The sequence below is a fragment of the Candidatus Peregrinibacteria bacterium genome (assembly GCA_030700255.1).
In the GTDB taxonomy this organism is placed as follows: domain Bacteria; phylum Patescibacteriota; class Gracilibacteria; order UBA1369; family JABINC01; genus JABINC01.
The window spans coordinates 53882-73131 of record JAUYJN010000029.1; the positions used below are offsets into that span (position 1 = coordinate 53882).

At 38.3% G+C, this 19250-nt stretch carries 15 protein-coding genes and 1 tRNA gene; 4 read left to right on the forward strand and 12 right to left on the reverse strand.

Features of this window, described 5'->3' with window-relative positions; all coding sequences use genetic code 11:
- Positions 1-54: 54 nt before the first annotated feature.
- The 4 genes from Q8P68_03660 to ruvB all read right to left on the reverse strand — a co-directional run bounded on the left by Q8P68_03660 (position 55) and on the right by ruvB (position 5677).
- Positions 55-771 carry a hypothetical protein gene (locus tag Q8P68_03660; protein MDP4008260.1) on the reverse strand — a complete coding sequence of 239 codons (717 nt, stop codon included), beginning with the start codon at positions 769-771 and terminating at the stop codon, positions 55-57.
- A gap of 42 nt (positions 772-813) precedes the next feature.
- Positions 814-3048 carry an S-layer homology domain-containing protein gene (locus tag Q8P68_03665; protein MDP4008261.1) on the reverse strand — a complete coding sequence of 745 codons (2235 nt, stop codon included), beginning with the start codon at positions 3046-3048 and terminating at the stop codon, positions 814-816.
- Between the two features lie 86 nt (positions 3049-3134).
- On the reverse strand, positions 3135-4649 hold the full coding sequence (locus Q8P68_03670; protein ID MDP4008262.1) for a hypothetical protein: 1515 nt from the start codon (positions 4647-4649) through the stop codon (positions 3135-3137).
- 2 nt (positions 4650-4651) lie between these two features.
- Positions 4652-5677 (reverse strand): Holliday junction branch migration DNA helicase RuvB, encoded by a 1026-nt coding sequence (gene ruvB, locus Q8P68_03675; GenBank protein ID MDP4008263.1) that lies wholly within the window; start codon positions 5675-5677, stop codon positions 4652-4654.
- A 116-nt stretch (positions 5678-5793) separates the two neighbouring features.
- Here ruvB and Q8P68_03680 point away from each other — a divergent pair, with 116 nt between their 5' ends.
- A complete protein-coding gene (locus Q8P68_03680; GenBank protein ID MDP4008264.1) occupies positions 5794-6555 on the forward strand; it encodes a type II CAAX endopeptidase family protein in 762 nt (253 codons plus the stop codon).
- A gap of 29 nt (positions 6556-6584) precedes the next feature.
- Here the strand turns inward: Q8P68_03680 and Q8P68_03685 are convergent.
- From Q8P68_03685 to Q8P68_03695, 3 genes are all read right to left on the reverse strand, one after another.
- Positions 6585-6660 (reverse strand) — tRNA-Arg (locus Q8P68_03685).
- Positions 6661-6756: 96 nt separating this feature from the next.
- On the reverse strand, positions 6757-7371 hold the full coding sequence (locus Q8P68_03690; GenBank protein ID MDP4008265.1) for a class F sortase: 615 nt from the start codon (positions 7369-7371) through the stop codon (positions 6757-6759).
- Entirely contained in the window at positions 7362-8858 is a 1497-nt protein-coding gene (locus tag Q8P68_03695; GenBank protein ID MDP4008266.1) for an ice-binding family protein, read from the reverse strand. The genes Q8P68_03690 and Q8P68_03695 overlap by 10 nt, the downstream gene beginning before the upstream one ends.
- Positions 8859-9159: 301 nt before the next feature.
- Between Q8P68_03695 and Q8P68_03700 the strand changes: the two genes are divergently transcribed.
- From Q8P68_03700 to Q8P68_03710, 3 genes are read left to right on the forward strand one after another with little or no spacing between them, the layout of a single operon-like run.
- Positions 9160-9897, forward strand: a complete 738-nt coding sequence (locus Q8P68_03700; GenBank protein MDP4008267.1) for a GerMN domain-containing protein — start codon at positions 9160-9162, stop codon at positions 9895-9897.
- A gap of 15 nt (positions 9898-9912) precedes the next feature.
- Positions 9913-10155, forward strand: coding sequence for a VF530 family protein (locus tag Q8P68_03705; protein MDP4008268.1), 243 nt, complete (start codon positions 9913-9915; stop codon positions 10153-10155).
- Positions 10156-10164: 9 nt separating this feature from the next.
- A complete protein-coding gene (locus Q8P68_03710; GenBank protein MDP4008269.1) occupies positions 10165-10482 on the forward strand; it encodes a hypothetical protein in 318 nt (105 codons plus the stop codon).
- A 5-nt stretch (positions 10483-10487) separates the two neighbouring features.
- Here Q8P68_03710 and Q8P68_03715 read toward each other — a convergent pair whose 3' ends face one another.
- The 5 genes from Q8P68_03715 to Q8P68_03735 form a co-directional block, all read right to left on the reverse strand.
- Positions 10488-12794 carry an S-layer homology domain-containing protein gene (locus tag Q8P68_03715; protein ID MDP4008270.1) on the reverse strand — a complete coding sequence of 769 codons (2307 nt, stop codon included), beginning with the start codon at positions 12792-12794 and terminating at the stop codon, positions 10488-10490.
- Positions 12795-12829: 35 nt separating this feature from the next.
- Positions 12830-14365: a peptidoglycan-binding protein gene (locus Q8P68_03720; protein MDP4008271.1), complete on the reverse strand. Its 1536-nt coding sequence runs from the start codon at positions 14363-14365 to the stop codon at positions 12830-12832.
- Positions 14366-14453: 88 nt separating this feature from the next.
- On the reverse strand, positions 14454-16916 hold the full coding sequence (locus tag Q8P68_03725) for a DUF87 domain-containing protein (protein MDP4008272.1): 2463 nt from the start codon (positions 16914-16916) through the stop codon (positions 14454-14456).
- Between the two features lie 239 nt (positions 16917-17155).
- Positions 17156-18919 (reverse strand): aspartate--tRNA ligase, encoded by a 1764-nt coding sequence (gene aspS, locus Q8P68_03730; GenBank protein ID MDP4008273.1) that lies wholly within the window; start codon positions 18917-18919, stop codon positions 17156-17158.
- A gap of 126 nt (positions 18920-19045) precedes the next feature.
- Positions 19046-19250 (reverse strand): hypothetical protein (locus tag Q8P68_03735; GenBank protein ID MDP4008274.1); only part of this gene is annotated, 205 nt, incomplete at its 5' end.

A 19250-nucleotide genomic window follows, 5' to 3' on the forward strand; every position in this document is an offset into this window, starting at 1 on the left:
TATTTATCATATAAAATATATACTTTTTATATAAAAAACGCAATTGAAAAGTATTTATTCCTCGAATCTGAAGCTCGCCACCATCTGCTCGAAGATTTTTTCTTCCTCCGGAGTTGGACCGGCCACACTCATGATATATAATTTACCGTCTTTTGCAAAATAAGCACTCATCCTTACATTCGATGAGCCCATACTGAGTCCGTCTTCCGGCATTTCACCGCGTACAATAATGATTGACCATGCTTCAGCATATATATGTATTCTTTTCGTCACATTATTCAACCATTTTTCTTGTTCCGCAATCATTGCCTCAACTGAAGAATAACCTTCGGGCATACCTACCATAACAACGATTTTTCCAGCATATTCCGACCCAAGAGTTTCAGGCAGGGCGGTGGAATCAAAGCTTGCATAGTCCATACCATTCACAATTCCATAATGATGCCAGTACCAATTCTTCGGGAAGTCTATGGAGTATTTATAAATTTTGTTCGTGAAGGTTTGCGGTTCGAAGACCGTTTCCGCGGTCAATTCCAACACTTCGGATTCAGCTTCGTTTTCTACCACAGGAGCTGTTTCGGTAGAGGGTGTTTCTTCCACAATCGGCGCAGGCACTACCACTTCTTCTTCGGATTCGATGACCACTTCATTCTCTTCCGGTTCTTCAACGACGCTTTCTACATTCTTATTATTGTACCAATACATACCGCCTCCAACGATGATCGCAGTGATGAGAATTGCGAGAATGGGTGACTTCGCTTCATTATACATAATGTAAAATTAAAGAATTAAATTCAGCCTTACTATAACGGTTTAGTCCCGGTTATTCAAATATTGATAGATAGCGATAGCCACTTCATCACGTGTAAGTAGTTTAGAAGGATTTAATTTATTACCTCTATCAGGGAATAAATTATATTTTGAAGCTATACCTGCATATTGCGCGTACCATGCATTCGCATCAACATCAGTAAATCGATGTGAAAGGCCGGTTTGCAGTTCAAAGGTAAGTGTAAGCATCTTTAAAAATTCAGCCGTGTTCACAGTGCTTGCCGGTCCAAATGATCCGTCCCCGTAACCACTTATGATACCAAGGCCTGCTGCAGTAATTACATATTTTGTATACCACTGACTATTTAGTACATCGGTGAAATATCCATTGTTTACATTGTCAGGGACTTCTTCATAACGACTCAAAAGTAAGAATTTAGCGGCTTCCGCACGGTTTACAGGACGAGAACCTTTGAATCCTCCATCAGGGAATCCTCCGATAATCGCATATCTATATAGAGCTGCGGCCGCCTTACCGGCGAGTGTATTTATATTTGTGTCAGAAAATGGATTTTCTTGCGTCACAGTCGCAACTTGCACATCTTTTTCAAAGCCGGCAGGCGGCACAGTAACATTACTATTGTTTGCAGCACTCACCCTAGTACTACCAGTATTTGAGCTATTATAAACAACAGCCTCCGAATCACCATCAAACGCAATCGTCATAGAATTGTTAGTTTCATCAGTTTCAGCTATATATCCAGCGTAATCTGGATACTGAGAAAGAAATTGATTATTATAAGAACGGTCAACAGTTACTTTAATACTGTTCTTTCCAGGATAGATATAGTTCACCCTTTTATTGCCATTCATTATCTGAGCAGGAATATTGAAGCTAAAAGTGCGAGTATGCCCTTTTTCTAAAAAAAGATGTCTTCCATTTACATTCTTTGTTGACATTTGATGCCATCCCCACTCATCATCCCCATTTAGGAAATCAACCCAAAGGCCAACAACATCGTATGGAGAATAGGCATCTTCATCTCCAGCATTCACAACAACTACTTTTAGAGATCTATTAGATACCCCAAGATTAGAAGAATAGCTACTTAAATTTTCATCAAGATTAGCATCATAATCAAGCACTTGAACACTAACAACTTTTAAGTCTGGGCCAAAAGATTCATTACTTACATCTCCATAACCGTATTTTGATACACAAGAATCACCATTCCTTACATAGCCACTTTCACATTGAAAATTATATCTTTCGATATACCTACCATTTTCTATCTTATCGATACAGCTAGATGGCATAAAATGAGCAGGTGGGTTTTGACAAGCTGGCACGGGGTCTGTACACGTACCTTTGTACATAACATATGGTGCATTACAAGTATTTGAAGGAGCAGGGACTGGGGCCGCATTACCATTAATTAATGTTCTTGTTAAACAATTATCAGCCTCGTTAGATTCATCTACAATATTTAGTGCATCTATACAGGCTTTCACAATATGAGTTCCATATAAATCTTGTGGCTGAATAGAAGAACCATTATTTGCATAAAGAAAATTTCTTCTGGATGGTTCAAGTGTATCCCATCTATAAGTCCAAACAGGTGTTATCATATCATCTATCCAAATATATGTAGACCCAAGTGTTGAAGGATTCACATCAACATTTGAAGTATTTTGCTGTGCTACTGTTAGCTCATTATTCCCACCAAAAACAATATTTTCAATTTTAAGATTAGGCTTTTCGTTAGAATTATTATCTGCACCAACCTGATAACGAAACGACATCGTTGACTGTACAGTTCTAGAGGCGGCGGCATTGCCAAGAAGATTCCAACAATAACTACCTTCGACTGCACAATATACCAAAGCTTCAGTTATATAACTTCCTTGCACCGTTGGAGCTGGGAAGGTCGCATGCCAATACGCACCATCGAACGTTGCATTATATTGACTATTCGTAACGTACGATTGAATATATGAAGCAGGGGACGTTGCATCATAAGTGTAATATTGAACCGCCCACCCTTGCGATGGTGCGGCGGCGGTGATGGCCGGTGTGTTGACTGTTTTAATTTCCACATCAATAGTCTCACCGGGCAAATAAGATGAATATTCTCCGGTGATGTCAGTTATATCTACATATGATGAAGACATATTTCCATAAAGTGCAAAAGCACTATTCACGAAAAGTGAGGACAGAATAAGCGCTGAAATTACCAGTGCACTTATTTTTCTTGTAAAACTACTTGGTCTATACATGTTAAATTGGTTAATTTATGAAATTTATTAAAGTAGAAAAACGTTTCAAAAGTTAAAGTACAAATTTTAGAAAAAGGTTACAAAAATTAATTTCCAACAATACTCCTTGCCATCTTCATAAGTCGCTCTTCCTCAGAAGAAGTTGCCCAAAGCACATAAGTTTCTCCTTCGGTTTCACGCTGCATTACAAGATAAACACCATACTTATCCCCATCTGTTGGATGGGAAATAAAAGCTTCTTTATCAGGAATCAAATTTGTTTTCTCAAATGAAAATGGTATGTCTGACATAGCGTCAGCAATTTTTTCCTTCCGTACTTCGATTGAAATCAGATAATTACCTTTGAGAGGTTTATCATTAAACAAATATTTTCCACTTTGACCTTGAACATACCAATTGGACGGATATTGCACGGAAAAATGAAACGGAACACTTTCAAATAATCTATATCCCTCTTCAAGTACTATTGGGCTCGTATCTCCATCTTCAGATTCCCTGATTACTAGAGTAGAGAGACCTTTTATTTTATCTTCACCGTCAACGATCTCCCAATCGGTAACAGTCCCTTCTTTGAATATAGCCTCAACCATAACATCAGAGATTTTGGACTGAGAGAAGTGATAAGAAGTCAGTATACGACCGAATTTTTCGTTTGATTCATATGCGACATAGACATAACCGGCTTCATCCGGTGGAAGACCTTCATCCGGTGTATTTAAAAATTCAAATCTGGATATAGAGTACTCACCACCTCCATAATCAGGTACGATCTCCGCCAGATGCTCGCCAAAATAAGATTTAACAGTATCTATTTCAATGGCACTATAATTCCCATTTGAAGCAGACTCGCTATTGTCAGCCACTTGATCCTTTAACGGTACAAACCTAAAAGAATTAAGAATAGTTTTTAATTCATTTTTTGATTCATCATCAGAAAAAGTTAAATCAACTTGGTATATATATCGGTTCGTACGTGATATGAAATAAGTATTTTTTGTATTACTAAACTCATACAAATAAGCCTTTAGTCGATCATGACCTATAAATACCGGCGTTCCATTAACCTTATCCGAAAGATTGAGCCATTCATCCAGAGTAAGAGAATCTTTGTTATCAAGGCGTGTAATTTTAAATGAACTTTGCTCTTTTGAAAACACGACCTGATTTATATATTCTTTCACTTCAAAATCGACCAGATCCTCTAATTTGAAACCAAGATCCAAATTCTGATATTTTTTAACTATATCATGTTTAACGTCTTGCTCTATAACTTCACCTATCAGTGGAACGATACTTTCTATCGCTATTATCTCCTTTCCTGATTCGGTTATAGTCACTATTTCTCCGCTTATTTGAAGATTCGCATTCTTATATTTGTCTTTATCAAGATCAAGAAACTGACTATACACATAATATATGTTACCATCATAAGTTTCGAGTATATGATCAGCTTTGGATTCGACCATAACTTCACCAAGACTTTTCAGAGTCCCCGTATATGTGACAGACTCACCTTCACGCGTAATTTCAGTAGTAGTACCACCACAGCTGATTAGAGCTAGAGATGATAAAATCACACTTATATATTTAGAATATTTCATAGTTATATGCCTAAGTATTCAATTGCAAGATCTGTGATCTTACGACCTTTTGGAGTCCTTTCCAGGAACCCGAGTTGTAATAAAAATGGTTCATAACAATCTTCAATAGTGTCCTCTTCCTCTGAAGTAGCGGCAGATAGCGTATTTAGTCCGACAGGACCACCTCTGAATTTATGAGCTATAGTTTCAAGTATCATACGATCATTTTGATCAAGCCCGAGATGATCTATACCAAGCATATTGAGAGTAGTATTCGCACACTTGATATCGATAGAAGTCATATCATTGATTTCAGCATAATCACGGATTCTACGAAGTAATCTATTTGCAATACGCGGAGTTCTTCTGGATGCGGATGCTATTTTTGCAGCTGACTCTTGGTCTACAGAGGTGTCGAGGATGCGCGCGGAGCGCGCAACTATATCAGATATTTCTATTTCATTATAAAAATTCAATTTAAAAATATTTCCAAATCTATCGTGAAGCGGGTTTGAAAGCATACTCACTTTCGTAGTTGCACCTATAAGTGTGAATTTAGGAAGATTTATACGCATAGAACGAGCCGATGGACCTTTACCTATGATAATATCAACCGCATAATCTTCCATAGCACTATAGAGAACTTCTTCGATAATCGGTTTGGTTCTGTGAATTTCATCTATAAAAAGCATATCACCATCATGCAGATTCGTGAGGATAGCAACTATGTCACCTTGCTTCTCTAGAGCGGGACCGGAGGTGATTTTCAGATGAGTCCCCATTTCATTTGCTATAATACAAGCAAGCGTAGTCTTACCAAGCCCCGGAGGCCCATAAAGGAGTAGATGGTCCAAAGGTTCGCCACGTTTTTTCGCAGCTCTCAGCGCTATATCAAGGTTTGCTTTAATATCATCCTGCCCAATATATTCATCCAAAGTTTGAGGACGAAGTTTATTTTCCACTTTATCGGAATTACCAAAAGACCCTTCAACGACTCGCTCATCTAAGCTCGCCGATTGTACTTCCGCCTGTGGATTATCCTCAATCATCTATTGTTTTTTTTATCATATAAAACGCAAACACTATAAGGTATATAATAAAATGATACAACTTGAAACTATTGATATTATTAAAGTACACTTGCAGCACTCAAAGACAAACGAACATGCCAACAAGACAAATAGAAAATAATTCAAAGTGGGAAATAAAAGACGTTATTAAGGTTCTTTTAGGTTTTGCCATTATCAATATCTTCCTACTTATATTAACTCTAATACATAAGAAAACACATGTATTAGATTTCCTTACAACATCAAATCAAGCGGTAAACGGAATTCTTATTTATGTCCTCAGCGCAGCAACTTTCCTCCTACCGCTTTGGTTTTTCACGATAAGAAATCAAGAAATAACAACCGGACAAGCCGCCGGATTAAATGATTTCAACATAAAAAGAATAAGCGTTCTACAGGCTATCAAGACAATATTAATCGGATATGGGGTTTTGATTATATTCGGAGCTGTACTTATCATAATAAAACAATACGTCGGAGATCTGCCTGGCTTAAGCCCGCAAGAATCCATGATACCGGTTTTTGGAGAAGGAAGGGTGGCAATAATAACCATCTCAATAATCGCAGTGGGCATCGCTCCAATGATAGAAGAAATCTTTTTCAGAGGATTTCTCTTAAATACACTTATGAGTAAATGTCCATTTTTCATCGCATCGACAATAACATCAGCGATATTTGCATTTGTACATTTCCAATTCGAAAGCATGCTCGCAATTTTTATACTTTCTATGATCATCAATTATCTTTACAAGATAAATGGTAATTCAACTACAGCTACAATCATATTTCATATGGCAAATAACTTAGTCGCCATAATACTCCTTACAAATCTCGATAAAATTACATTCTTACAGTAACTTAAAACTTACATCCATAACTAAAAAGATGGTACGCGAGGCAGGAATCGAACCTGCGACCAATAGCTTAGAAGGCTACTGCTCTATCCACTGAGCTACTCGCGCATATTTCAAGTTGCCCAAAAAGGCAAATGAAATTGTATATAAACGTTACTACAAGGACAAGTGCAAATGATATTAGCAAGATAGGGTTCCAATCAACTACTCTTCATCAGTAAATACTATTAGTCGCTCAGAAAAAGTCTTTGTCACATTATTCCAAACCCCTGTGCAAGTGATGAGATTTAAGTGAGCTTTACCATCGTTTGATTCAAACGCATTTGGCACAATCTCGTCTTTGCCGTAATTTCGAATTTCATTCACAATGAAGGTAGTAATTACCCCTTTCTCATCTTCAACAAACACCCTATCGCCTTTGTTTAATTTATGTAAATTATCAAATACTGCCGGTGTATGATTTTTCCAGCCATAATGTCCAGCAATAACGGCACTACCATTCTCACCAGGGTGTGGCCCAAGATTGAACCACGTCACATTCATAGGATCATCTGATACATCCATTGCCCCACTAGATGTGAGCCCCAAATACTCAACATGAGCGTCGACATTTATACTTGGGATCTTAAGACTCACCGGCAACCCAACAAGCACCTGTTCTTTAATTGAGGAGGCGATTACATATTTAATTAAAATTGTTGGTCCAACTTGGATCGATTTTGTCGAAAGAGCATAAGGCGAAAGCGCTATGAAGAAAGTTAATCCTAAAAGGATAGGTATTGATAATAACGCTTTCTTTAGTGTTTTTTTTAATTCCATACTTTCTTAAAAATAAGACTCAAAGCACCAAAAATACCAGCTAATATAGCGATATTCCATGTAATACTTTTTTCGTTAGAGCTAATACCAGTATCTGGCAAACTAGGAGCTGTTACAGCTGTAGTCATGGCCATAGCTGGCGCTGTAGTCAGGGTCATAGCTGGCGCCGTGGTAAGAGCTATAGCTTCAGTAGATGGCAACGGTCTTGCTTCCGAACATGAATCAGTAATACCTGCATCCAACCCCTCACAAGCCCAAGTCCAAGCGGTATAACCAATAGACTTATTAACACTGGTACCTATATCACAACTATAGTGGGTAGAAGAACATAACCCATCAACAGGTGTCGGTGTCGGTGTCGGTGTCGGGTCTGGAGTAGATGGCAACGGTCTTGCTTCCGAACATGAATCAGTAATACCTGCATCCAACCCCTCACAAGCCCAAGTCCAAACGATAGGACCAATAACCTTACTCACACTGGTACCTATATCACAACTATAGTGGGTAGAAGAACATGACCCATCGATAGGTGTAGGCGGTAATAATTTTGCTTCTGAACATGAAGCATCAGTGCCTGTATTCAAACCAACACAAGCCCAAGTCCAAGCTGTAGATCCGTTAAGATTATTTTCATTAATACCTGTATCACAACTATAATGAGTAGAAGAACATGATCCATCAATAGGTGTCGGAGCTGGATCCGAAGCTGAAGGTGAAGGTGAAGATGGTGCCAAAGAAAGCAAAATGGTATTGGCATCAAGCGTAACTGCAGTCTGCGCAAGAGCCCTACCATTTAAAGTTGCACCAGTATTCAATATAATTGCCGCTTGATCCAAGATATTCCCACTAAAGATTGAATTTTTCCCAAGTGTCGTTTGACCAGCTACCTGCCAAAAAACATTAGAAGCTTGAGCGCCTCCGCTCAATACAACTTCCATAGCTGAACTTATGGTAAGATTTTGCGCTACTTGGAAGACCCAAACATCATTTGCTCCACCGGAAAGGGTAACGTCAGTTGGTATAGTTACGCCAGTACTCCATTTATAAAGACCAGGAGCAAGCGTCATTCCACCAATATTTCCAGCACCGAGTTCAGTCGCAATCGGAATTGTTCTTCCAGCAGCATCTGTATATGCAGCCTCCATATCACTTATAGCTGTACTCATTTTTGCTGGAGTAGGGATCGTATAATCAGATGCATATATATCTCCGGTTACCAAAGATGAGGTCGAAAATGTGTTTGAAGAGTCCATTATCAACCCAAAACCTGTTATAGCAGTAGCAGTAATTGGACTAACCCCAATATCTCCAGTAATCGATGTAGATCCAGTTGTTGAGATCCCGGACTTTGCCAAGATAACAAAATCACCAGCTGAACCGAGATTTATTGTTGCTGGACCAGCCGCAAACGCAGTAATAGAAAGGACTACAAACGTCAGAGAAACGACTAACATTGTTAGTATCGAATTCTTATTAATTGTTTTCATAGTAAATTTTTAAATAATAAATTAGGAATTTTTAAATAATTTTTCAAGTAAAAGGTTTTTGAGTAAATATTTTTGAAAAAAGATTTATTTCATTTCTCTCATCTTTTGAGTTTCTTCTTCAGTTATTATTAGCCTGTCAATTAAATACTTGTTTAAGAATTAAAGTATACTGGTTAACAAACAGCTTGTCCATAGAGAAAAACCTATCAAAAAAAATATTTAAATATAATCACTATCTATCTAAACATATTCTCTATAGTATCAATATCTTCAGACAAAATTATTATTAATTTACAATCTCATGAATTCAAGAAAAACTTTTCTCTTTGTCCTGGTTGGTTTGTTTATCCTAGGTGGCTGCTCAGTGACAGAAGGTACAAAAACAATTCAAGTCGAAGAACAATCTTCTGATATTATCCCATTAGAAGATGCCAGTGAAAACAATCGGAGCATTGGCTTGACGCAATCACCTCAAATAGAAACAGCTCAATTTAAAGAACAGGCTGTCAACAACCCTATTATTGCCTTAAAAGACGCTGATCAAAATAATCAGGAAACTAACTGTGATAATACTCTTGGGGGTTGTCCTGTGGCACAAATTTCCAAAATAGAAACAAATCCATTTATGGAACAAACCGTTGATATATTTCTTATAGCCTTAGAGGATAATGGTCAAAACGGTGAAAAGATTGGCTGTAATGATAGTGTTTTGGCAGTTAGTAGAACCATACCTCCAACTACTAATTTGATTGAAGACACTCTATCGGAGCTTTTATCTGTAAAGGGACAATATTATGGAAAATCAGGTCTATATAATGCTCTATACCAATCAGATTTAGAAGTATCAAAAATAAACGTAAACAACAGAACTGCATCTGTTTATTTAACAGGAGAATATCTTCTTGGCGGAATGTGTGACACTCCTCGATTCGATGCTCAACTTCGACAAACAATTTTACAATTCCCGGAAATACAACAAGCATTCATCTTTATCAATGGTACAGAAATAGGAGAACTTTTTTCTGCTCAAGGTATTTAGTGGTAAATTCTTCATATGACTGATCAAAGAAATATTAACGACGAACAGAAGAATAATCCTCTACATGGAATAAAGTTAGCTGATATTTTAGAACGTCTGGTAGCTGAATATGGCTGGGAGACGCTAGGAATGAAAGTAGATATACGGTGTTTTAACGAAAAGCCATCCATAAAATCAAGTTTAAAGTTTCTTCGGAAAACCCCTTGGGCAAGGGAGAAGGTTGAAGTACTATATCTTCAATTAACTCAAATCAACTAATAAAACAAAATGAATACAATAGAATTTTTAAGACAATTTCGTGTTTTCGAATATGCTATTTTTGATCTAGTAGCCTCATTTTTGGGAATATATCTACTTTCACCATTATTATCAAAACTTTTTAAAAAACTAAAACTCGATATACCAAAACTAAACTGGGTTTTTCTAACATTACCAATTAGCATCGGAACTCACTTCGCTGTCGGCACGATAACACCAATGACAGAAAATTTTATAAATCTTCACGATCACTACATATTAAAAATAATAGTCATTGGCATGACCATCCTCGGATTAAGAGGAATAAGGATTGTTAAGAAAAGGTAAGGTGCCTACTGGCTCTCGATAACTCTCCAGATAGCTTCAGCAACCTTTCCACGATCCATCGGTTCAGTTGGATTAAATCTGTTATCTGTTAACTCCATAATTTCGTTGTCAATTAAGAACTCAACGTATGGATAGAACCAATCACTTGGTCTAACGTCAGATCCTATAATTGGTGAATCAGGTGCAACTGTCATATCCATGTCTATAGCGAGGCCAAGCACTAACATTTTGGCGAATTCAGCCTTGTTTACGGTCTGAGATGGTTTGAAAGTGCCATCCGGGTAACCTTTTACCACTCCTTCGTTAATAGCATGAGCAACGTATGGTGCATACCATTGATCAGGGAATAAATCAGCCAGCATGAATTTTAATGACTCAGCGTCCGGCACAACTGCTTCAAGCCCTGCAAATATAAGTTTCAAAGCTTCTACACGAGACACACCTTTTTCCGGTTTAAATGTTCCATCAGGATATCCTGAGATAACATTACGTTGTTTGAGATGTCTAATCGCTTCGTAGTTTTCATGATTCTGAGATAAATCGGAGAAGAGTGGAGCGCCGCTCTTGAGCGGCGCACTCGTTCCTTTGATAAAGGAATGAGCCACACTTACAACTATATCTTTTTCAGCTTTAGGAGTTACTTCCATATGAGCGATGCCTTCACTGAAATCATCAATTTGCAGAACATTTTTACTAATAGTTCCTTCCCCTTGAACCAAAGTCACCTTAACCTCACCAAAAATCGTATAAGAAGTACGGTCTCCATTTTTATCAACAGGAATTATTGTCAAAGTCTCAGGTACCCCAACGCTAAACAGTCCATCATGCTCAACACTAAATCCATTAATATCTTTCATATCATCACGTACTGTAACTAAATTTGATTCATATATACTATCTGAGAAAGGTATTCGAAGTTTAAAATCCCCTGCTTTTTCAGCTTCTGCCATAATGAGAGTTTTACCATTTTCAAATGAAGAACGGTCTATAGTTTGAGTTCTCAAAGATGCAATACTGGAATCGGTAGAGGAAAGTATGATCGCTCCGGCAAAAAAAGGATCTTCTACAATTTCACCTGAATTATCTTTGATAGATATTTCAAATTCCATTAGATTTCCTACTAAATATGTGTCTTTGGAAGATATCTCAAGAGAGTAGTTAGGTTTTGTAGGTACTACAGTATTATCAGCAATTACATCCGGCACCTCTGTGATAACCGGTACTTCAGGAGCGATTACATCTGGCACCTCTGTGACAACCGGCACTTCAGGAGTGATCACATCTGGTACTACATCATCAACCTTCGGTTCAACAACAGGCTCAGTTACGACAGGCTCATCCACCAAATCTTCTGTTATCACCTGATCAACACTTGAAGTGATAACCCCTGTATCTGCAACAAGATTAGATTGTACAAATGACATAGGATTAAGTGTGTACTTAATAGCATTTTCCTGACCTATACCTTGATTGATAGCATCAAAGAAGGTAAGTCCCTGAGATGCATAATCATTGTAAGTAAAAGGCCAATAAGGATGCCATAGGGCGCTATCTCCAATCCCATCATTCGTACCACCTTTGTCAAGTTGGAAATGCAAATGAGGTGTCGTAGACGTACCTGTGGTTCCCACCTTACCAACTACTTCACCACGTGAAACAACCTGACCTTGTTTAACAAGAATCTCACTCATATGATTGTAAGATGAAAATACGGTTTGCTTACCACCATCAACCATTGGAACGTTGATATGTTTTACAACTACATGTAACCCGAAACCATAAGCTTCATCCGCAACCTTTGTCACAACTCCATTTGCAATACTATGAACAGGAGTTCCGATAGGGGCTTTGATATCGATAGCAGGATGACTACCGGCATATTCAACACCATCTAATTCATAATTACCCAAATATGCAACAGAATAAGTTATTTTTGCATCTCTAACAGAATTTTCTTCATCAGAATACCCAAGAGTGCTCAATGACGCTTGCAGTGTACTAGGATTATATCTCGGCATTTGCTGCATTTTGCTTTGAGGAATATTATTATATGTTTCTCTGTATTCAGCCGTTGTAAGCTCATGCCACTTTGGAGTCAAAGCCAGAGGGTAAACCGTACCATCAAAATCTTTTGGCATCTCAAGTGTAAGGACTGAAGTTTGCAATCCAAGTTGAGTATATTGCACTCCGGCGACGGAAGCCGCCAATATACTTAAAATCAAAACCCACGAAAAAGTATGTTTCGAACTCTTCAAATCAAAATGAAGTTGTCGTAGATGACCTAGAAGATAATCGATGAATCCTTTGAACATATGTAAGTATTAAATTAATATAATATACCATATTCTTATGAAAATAACAATTCTCTAGTTTCAGAAGTTAAAACTCCGGCATCAGTATCGGATGGATCTGAGATCAACTCATAATCAAGCTGGAAAGCAATCAAGGCATCTTTGGTTTTTTCACCAAAATACGTAGTTAAAAAACCGGAATTAAAATATCCACGATTTCTAAGCTCTGACTGCAATGATTTTACCTCAGAACCTCTTGAACCAAATGCGAGCGCCGATACAGCTTCTTCGATTATAATATCTTCAACTGCTTTAAGATCTTCAATTTCAATAATTTCAGCAGAATCATCAATACTAAGGACTTCCTCTTTGGTCTCAACGACTTCATCTGTAGAAGCCAATAGGACAACAGCTTGTGTATCATCTCTTTTTGAGGCAAGCATACCCTTGGTTTCAATTCTTTTATCAAACAAAGCATTTAAAGTTGAACGTGTACGCCGTCCAACAACGCCAGCTCCCTGTGACTCCTTCGTCGCAATAATACCCGTTTTCATCTGAAAATGCTTAACTGCATTCTCTGTAACCTCACCATAGAAACCACTAACTTCTGTACGCAAATAACCAAGTGTAATCAAATCTTTTTGTAATTCTCTAACGTCTTCACCTTTTGATCCCAAATATAAATCATCTGTATAAACAGTGAATTCCTCCTTCAAATCATCATATTTTTGTATTTTCTCAAGATAAGCGGTTTGATTCACATATTCACCTTTTTCTAAAAGTTCTTTGGCTTTTTCTATTGTGATTCTAGTTTGCGGTCCAAAATGCCCGGAACCTAATTCCGACCAATCATATACAAGGTCATTATCACGTTGAAAATAATATACTGCTTGAGCTGTCGCATCATTATAAGTCCCATCTATATCTTCAAAGAAATAACCCAAATCTGCCAACAGCTGTTGCATTTCTGCTACTTTCTCTGAGTTTTGACCAAACCAAAGATCAGTTGGAAATAACTTAGCGACGGTTCCCCCAATATATTGGGGGACATTTTCTTTCCAATACTTAACAAGTGCAAGTTCATTTTCATCCCATCCGGAAAATCCTGCAGTAATTAAAAGCTCAGGTCTAGCTCCATAAACTGTTGCTAGAACTGTACGTTTGCCCCATAAAAGAGCTCTACGTAAGCCGGCATCACCGGCTCCCATCCAGACATCCAGCCTATCGTGCTCTTGACCGAGCTCTCCCGCATGAACTATCGCACCTCCACGATCTTGAATTTCAGAAATACCAATCCCCGGGATATCTATTTTAAATCCAAAAGGATAAGACTTAGGTGCGGCAAGCATACCGGGGAAAACCTCAGCACCACTGGCACCATTAGTTCCATTACCATTCAAACGTGTATCTCCATAATATGATCCGGTTACATAATGATCCTGATCGGGTAGGGGAGAGTAATATGCAGTCGTGATAAAAGTTTGCTTATAGGGCATCATTATATCAGTGGCGTCAGCGAAGCTGACGCTTACATGAAATAAAGTTGCAAATAGCACTGTTACAGTAAGTAGAGTATTAAAACGTTTAAACATAAATATTTTTATTAAATCCGATAAGTATACCAAAAAAACCTCTTTAAAAAAAGTGTCTTAAGGTAAGGTCGACTTGACGACTTAACAATTACTCTCCTTGAACCTTTTTCATTGCAGCAGCTGCCTGCTCATCCGGAGGTACAAGCCCTATACGACGTATGATTTGACGACTTACGAAATCACGATCACGTCCATATTTCAAACGAGAAAGTTGCTTGATCGCTTCACCCATTTTCTTATCGCCCTCTTCAAGATATGGATTTGTAGGAATAATAGAAAAAGGTTTACTTGGCTGAGTATCGATAGATAGCTTCATCACAGCTTTATATTTATCCATATTTACAAGATCTTGTTCAGAGAACACAGGGGCCATTTCTTTTGCCATGTACTCAGCGTCGGTTGCACCAATCTTGTAACACATTATCGAACCAACGTTACCAAATACTGCATCCTTGATATTTACTCCCCCTCCTTTCCTACCGCCGCCACCGGCATTTGGATCGATCTGTGCTATATACTGATGTGCCAAATTTAGCCCAAGACGGTACTTACGAGCCTCAGAAAGAATAGATTCTATACTATCTGTTACATAGTTCTGGAACTCATCAATATATAGGAAGAATGGACAGCGATCTTCTTGCGCAACTTTCTGTCTTTGCATAGCTGCCATCTGGATCTTTGATGTAATGATAAGTCCAAGAAGCTTTGAGTTGATATCTCCGGTTTCACCTTTTGAAAGATTCATAAGAAGAATCTTGCCGTCTTGCATAACTTTACCAAAATCAAACGAAGATTTGGTCTGCCCGATAATATTACGCATCATCGCATTTGTAATAAATTGACCGAACTTTGCAGCAAAGTAAGGAATCATCTCAGCCTTTTCACGAGCACCGGTTTTGGCCATTTGTTCAGTCCAGAAAGATTTTACAATCGGATTCGAAACTCTTTTCACTTTATATGCTTGAAACGCATCGTCAGTAAAGAGCCTTACAATATCGGTTAAAGCTCCACCTTCTTTTTTATCAGCCATAAGGGTCAAACAACCATTTCGGAAATAATCCTGAATACGAGGACCGAATACCTCTTCATCGAACATCTTAATCATGATATTCATAGCTTCAAGTGCAACTAAGTCCATCTCAGCCTCAGAGCCGGCTTCGAGTAAATTTAATCCCATAGGACGCTCAAGATCAGATGGATTAAAATAAATCACATCATCGGCACGTTCCCTCGGCACAAATGGTAAAACACTTTCAACAAGATCACCATGTGGATCGATAACACATATACCGTTTCCAGCTTTCAAATCCTGACGAATCATAACTTGAAAAATAGAAGACTTACCGGTACCTGTCTGCCCAATAACATAGAAATGTCTAAATCTATCTAGATGCTTCATATATACAGGGGTACGCGTCCCACGGTAGACATTCTCACCAAGCAAAATACCTTCTTTTGGTGCATTATTAGGGAGTGGGGCGATTTTATAATTCATCCAATTAATAGTAGGGGAGGTGTTGTATCGTACATCTGGGATATGAAAAAGACTTGCTACTTCATTCGGAGTAAGAATCATCTGTTTTGGAGCGGTAAGCCTTTCAGTCCAAGTACGCTTCATATTTCGAAAAATGAAATTAACAAGAAAACTCTTCAAAGAAAAGTATCTAACCTTCACAAGTCCATTACAATTACCCATTGAGAATTGAGCAAAAGCACCATAAAGACTATTTAACAAAATATTAGCACGTCTCTTGGTCGGGGCTGCCGTAATAAGTCTAATCACAGTCTCAAATCCAGGAGCGCCACATTTTTCTTCAATAGATTTCACCTGTTCATCAGTAAGCGGAGTACTGCGTCCACCTTGGTCCGCCGCAGCCTCTGCAAGTTCTTCAGCTTTCTCACCGCGCACCAATATATTCAAAAGCCCACTCAACCATCTAAATGGATTTAAATAATAAATAAACCCATTGCCACCATCTTTGCCAGAGAACATTTCCTTCGCATGCTCTTGCCCCTTTTTCTGCCACCATTCTTGAATAGTAGGTCGAAGCATAATCTGAATTGCAGCACCCTCATCTTCCTCAAATTTAGACATTACATTAATAATACTATTTAGAGGGTCAGAAGGCATAACCTGGTAATGCTTTATAGGAAGCCATGTTGCACTTGGCCTAGTCAACTGTAGTGGTCTACCGGCGACCTTTGCACCAGGGTGGAAAATATTATAATCCTCAACTCGTTCCAAAAAACAATCTGGGAAAAAACCTGTGATTTGTTTTTCCACCATATCGATAAGCTCATTCGGACAAACTATATAAAAATTAATGAGCTTCTCTTGTACAGCATACTCAAAAGAAATGAATTCTTGTTTTTTCAATCTCAATTTGTACTCCATATCACCACAACCAAGGCCTCCGGCTAACTGGTCAAAAAAATGCGCCATAACACCAACAGCCTCTTTGAAATCATTACTCGCAGAATAAAGCTCACGCGTCTTCTCTATATCCTCCTTAGAATCCTTCCGAGGAATACGAACCAATAAGAAAACCATATCCAAACTTTTGAGATAGTCTTGCCTCCTCCCATACGAAAAAATGGCCAACCAAAGGAGAAAAATCACACCAATGATAGAAAGGAACCAATATAAATAAATCATCTCCTTATATAAACTAAAATAACGAGCACATTCTAACAAAGAAAAAATATTACTCAAAGAGTATTATTTCCTACACAAAAGTGAAAATATTAGACCATTAATACAGAGACATGTTATTGAGGCTGAGAACAATGCTATAAGTTAATACACTTCACATTGGCCTCATGTAATTGGGCGTCTGGCATTTCGCTCGGAGCACCTAGCATGAGGTCTTTTGCTTTTTGGTCTTTTGGAAATGCGATAACTTCACGGATGTTTGGTTCGTCGCAAAAAAGCATAACAAGTCTATCAAATCCCCAAGCGATACCGCCGTGTGGCGGAGCCCCATATGTAAACGCTTCAAGCATGTGTCCAAATCTTCGAGTTGCATCTTCACCGGTTATATCAAGTCGATCAAATATCTTTGATTGAACATCTGAAGTATGTATTCGGATACTCCCTCCTGCAATCTCATTACCATTGAGAACAAAATCGTATGCATTTGCACGTACTTTCATAGGGTCGCTTTCTAGAAGTGCCAAATCTTCGGGTAGGGGAGCGCAAAATGGATGATGCATAGCTTGAACCTTGCCATCTTCCATAACTTCAAACATTGGGAAATCAATTACCCAGCAAAATGCAAAATCATTTATATCAGCAAGTTGAAGTTTTTCAGCAACTGCAATTCTTACATGCCCGAGAGAACTACATGCCGTCTCCCATACATCTGCTGCAAAAAAAACAATGTCTCCTTCAGAAAGTCCGGTTGCCTCAACTATAGATTTAATCTCATCTTCAGACATAAATTTAAGAATAGGTGCTTTAATACCTTCTTCTTTGCTGTGAATAATATACGCAAGCCCCTTTGCCTTATAGATTTTCGCAACTTCAGTAAGCTCATCTATTTCTCGACGTGCAAATGATGCCCCTCCAGGGATTCGCAAAGCTTTTACACAGCCGCCGGAAGCAACTGCATCTTTGAAAACACTAAACCCACTATCTTTTACTATTTCAGAAATATCTACCATTTTTAAATCATACCTTATATCCGGTTTATCAACTCCGTACATATCCATAGCTTCATGAAATGTAAAAACAGGGACTTCATCTCTTATTTTTTTGTGTGGAGCAATTTCTTTTGCCATCCCTATGATAGCTCTCTGATTGATATCCATCACATCTTCTTTGTGTACAAAACTCATCTCCATATCAAGCTGAGTGAATTCCGGCTGGCGATCGCCGCGCTGATCTTCATCGCGGAAACATCTTGCCAATTGAAAATATCTATCCATAGAAGCCACCATAAGTAACTGCTTGAGCTGCTGCGGCGACTGCGGTAAAACATAAAAATTCCCGGGATATATACGAGAAGGCACTAAATATTCACGACTTCCTTCAGGAGTTCCCTTGATAAGAATCGGCGTTTCTACCTCAATAAAATCTTCATTGCAGAAAAAATCACGAGTGTATTTTGCCATATTATGCCGAAGTATAATATTTCGCCTCATGCGATCACGACGCAAATCCAAGTATCTGTATTTAAGACGAAGCTCTTCATTTACTTCTTTATCTTGATCTATTTCAAATGGAGTAGTTTTTGATTCATTCAAAATTTCAACCTCACTTACAAGAACCTCTATTTCACCGGTATACATATCAGGATTCGCCTGACCTTCTGGTCGCGGACGCACAGTACCTTTGACATGCAAAACATATTCACCTCTTACTCCCTCAGCAATTGCATGAACATCTTTATTTGAATTAGGATCGAACACGATCTGAGTGAAGCCATATCTATCTCTAAGATCTATAAACACAAGGCCACCATGATCACGTCTCCTATAAACCCAACCGGAAAGTTCAACTCTCTTCCCTTTATCAGCAATTGTCAACGCATTACAAGTATGTGTACGATACATAATAAAAAATTACAAATTAAACCCTGATCCGCAGTTTATATATGGGAGATAGGTTTTGCAATATCCAGTCATAATCACAGTTGCTCATTGGCTCATCAAACACTTTGGGTAAACTTTTTCAGGCTTTTACCTAAGCGCCAGTTTCCTGTGTTCCAAATAAAGCAGATCTGTTTTTGTAGGCTCGCTATACATTCCCGCATGTGTAATCTTATGATGAAGCTTGCACAGCGCTATGAGATTGTCGTGAGATTTGGTCTTCGCATAGCCATTTTTGTGATGAAACTCCGTTGCCGGCTTTTCGCAATTTGGACTGCTGCACCTGCCACCTGTT

What these genes read in the sequence shown, in the direction of transcription:
- Q8P68_03660 (MDP4008260.1), bottom strand. Translation starts at nt 771, where the DNA reads ATGTATAATGAAGCGAAGTCACCCATTCTCGCAATTCTCATCACTGCG.
- Q8P68_03665 (MDP4008261.1), bottom strand. Translation starts at nt 3,048, where the DNA reads ATGTATAGACCAAGTAGTTTTACAAGAAAAATAAGTGCACTGGTAATT.
- Q8P68_03670 (MDP4008262.1), bottom strand. Translation starts at nt 4,649, where the DNA reads ATGAAATATTCTAAATATATAAGTGTGATTTTATCATCTCTAGCTCTA.
- ruvB (MDP4008263.1), bottom strand. Translation starts at nt 5,677, where the DNA reads ATGATTGAGGATAATCCACAGGCGGAAGTACAATCGGCGAGCTTAGAT.
- Q8P68_03680 (MDP4008264.1), top strand. Translation starts at nt 5,794, where the DNA reads ATGCCAACAAGACAAATAGAAAATAATTCAAAGTGGGAAATAAAAGAC.
- Q8P68_03690 (MDP4008265.1), bottom strand. Translation starts at nt 7,371, where the DNA reads ATGGAATTAAAAAAAACACTAAAGAAAGCGTTATTATCAATACCTATC.
- Q8P68_03695 (MDP4008266.1), bottom strand. Translation starts at nt 8,858, where the DNA reads ATGAAAACAATTAATAAGAATTCGATACTAACAATGTTAGTCGTTTCT.
- Q8P68_03700 (MDP4008267.1), top strand. Translation starts at nt 9,160, where the DNA reads ATGAATTCAAGAAAAACTTTTCTCTTTGTCCTGGTTGGTTTGTTTATC.
- Q8P68_03705 (MDP4008268.1), top strand. Translation starts at nt 9,913, where the DNA reads ATGACTGATCAAAGAAATATTAACGACGAACAGAAGAATAATCCTCTA.
- Q8P68_03710 (MDP4008269.1), top strand. Translation starts at nt 10,165, where the DNA reads ATGAATACAATAGAATTTTTAAGACAATTTCGTGTTTTCGAATATGCT.
- Q8P68_03715 (MDP4008270.1), bottom strand. Translation starts at nt 12,794, where the DNA reads ATGTTCAAAGGATTCATCGATTATCTTCTAGGTCATCTACGACAACTT.
- Q8P68_03720 (MDP4008271.1), bottom strand. Translation starts at nt 14,365, where the DNA reads ATGTTTAAACGTTTTAATACTCTACTTACTGTAACAGTGCTATTTGCA.
- Q8P68_03725 (MDP4008272.1), bottom strand. Translation starts at nt 16,916, where the DNA reads ATGGTTTTCTTATTGGTTCGTATTCCTCGGAAGGATTCTAAGGAGGAT.
- aspS (MDP4008273.1), bottom strand. Translation starts at nt 18,919, where the DNA reads ATGTATCGTACACATACTTGTAATGCGTTGACAATTGCTGATAAAGGG.